Below are 1,793 nucleotides of genomic sequence, written 5' to 3'. Positions count from 1 at the left end.
CTTCGGCGGGCTGCTGCTGCTCGGCGGACGGGCGGGCGACATCCTCGGGCGGCGGCGGGTGTTCGTCGTCGGCGTGCTGGTGTTCAGCCTGGCCTCGCTGCTCGGCGGCGTCGCGCAGTCCTCCGCCTGGCTGCTGGCGGCGCGGGCCCTGCAGGGCGTGGGCGGGGCCATCGCCTCGCCCACGGCGCTGGCGCTGATCGCCACCAACTTCAAGGAGGGCCAGGAACGCAACCGGGCCTTCGGGGTCTACTCCGCCGTCGCCGGGGCCGGTGGCGCGATCGGCCTGCTGCTCGGCGGCATGCTCACCTCCTGGCTGTCCTGGCGCTGGGTGCTCTTCGTCAATGTGCCGATCGGCATCGCGATCGCGCTACTGGCGCCGCTCTACATCAACGAGTCCGAGCGCCACCCCGGCCGCTTCGACCTGCCCGGCGCCCTCACCGCCACCGCGGGCATGGTCTCCCTGGTCTACGGCTTCATCCGCGCCTCCGACCACGGCTGGACGGACCCGGTGACGCTCACCGCCTTCGGCCTCGCCGTGGTCCTGGTCGCGGTGTTCGTGGCGAACGAGCGGCGCGCACGCCAGCCGATCATGCCCCTGCGCCTCCTACGGGACCGCAACCGCTCGGGCGCGTACGGACTGCTGCTCTGCGTGGCCGCGACGATGTTCAGCATCTTCTTCTTCATCACCCTGTTCGTCCAGGAGATCCTCGGTTTCAGCCCGCTGCGGGCCGGCTTCGCGTTCCTGCCGATCAGCGTGGCCATCGTCGGCGCCGCCCAGTTCGCCGCCCGCAACCAGCTGCGCTTCGGCCCCAAGCCCTTCCTCGTCGCCGGCTCGCTCCTGGTGCTGGGCGGGGTCGCCTGGGCGACGCAGATCGACATCGACAGCAGCTACGTCGGCGGCATCCTCGGACCGACCATGATGTTCGGCTTCGGCATGGGCTCGATCTTCGTCCCCGCCACCCTCACCGTCGTCTCCCACGTCGCCCCGCACGAGACCGGCGCCGCCACCGGCATGCTCAACACCACCCAGCAGGTCGGCGGCTCGCTCGGCCTGTCGATCCTGGTCACGGTGTACGGCACGGCCAGCCGCGCCGAGGCCCGGCAGCAGGCCGGGGCCTTCCTCCGGCAGGCCACCCCGCAACAGGCCGCCCAGTTCCGGGCCACCGGCCGGCTCCCGGAGCCCTACTCCTCGCAGGTGCTGGTGCACGGGATCGCCACCGCCTTCCAGCTGGGCCTGGTGTTCGCCGCGCTGGCGGTGGCGATCGCGGTGTTCGTCATCAAGGTCAGCCGGGTGCCGATGCCGCCCGCCGTCAGCCCTTCGGGGGGAGGTGCTTGACAGGGCGTCAGGGTGACCGGGAGAGTCTTCCCCGTAATGGTTTTCATCTTCGATAACCGTTTGCGGGTGACCCCTGCCCGCCACGGGTCGAAGCCCGACCCGTTCCCGAAACCCCGACGCACCCCCCGAAAGAGGACACCCATGTCGCTCGACGTCTCCCCCGCCCTCCTCGCCCAGGCCCAGCAGGGCAGCGTCGACGAGGCCGAGTTCCTCGACACCGTGCGCGCCTCGCTCCCGTACGCCTACCAGGTCGTCGCCGGGCTCAGCACCGAACTCGCGGCCGGTGAAGCGGAGTTCAGCACCGACAACACCACGCCCAGCGACGAGCAGCGCGCCCAGCTGCTGCGCGCCCTCGCCAGCTAGGCTCGCTGAAGTACGGCTCCGAGCTGATGCACGTCACCGGCGACCGCACCGCCGAGCACGGCCTGTCCACCATCGGCTACGACGACGAGGGCGT

1 protein-coding gene and 1 pseudogene are annotated in these 1,793 nt (G+C 71.4%); both read left to right on the top strand.

Annotated features, from left to right (window positions below; all coding sequences use genetic code 11):
* Positions 1-1,336: MFS transporter (locus ACWDCZ_RS41000; RefSeq protein ID WP_449818673.1), on the top strand; the 1,336-nt coding region annotated here is incomplete at its 5' end.
* Positions 1,337-1,477: 141 nt separating this feature from the next.
* Positions 1,478-1,696: pseudogene (locus tag ACWDCZ_RS40995) on the top strand (SCO5389 family protein); the annotation flags it as partial.
* Positions 1,697-1,793 lie beyond the last annotated feature (97 nt).

This window comes from Kitasatospora sp. NPDC001225 (assembly GCF_053597855.1).
The sequence above is the reverse complement of the archived record's forward strand: the minus strand, read 5'-3'. Positions and strand labels throughout refer to the sequence as shown.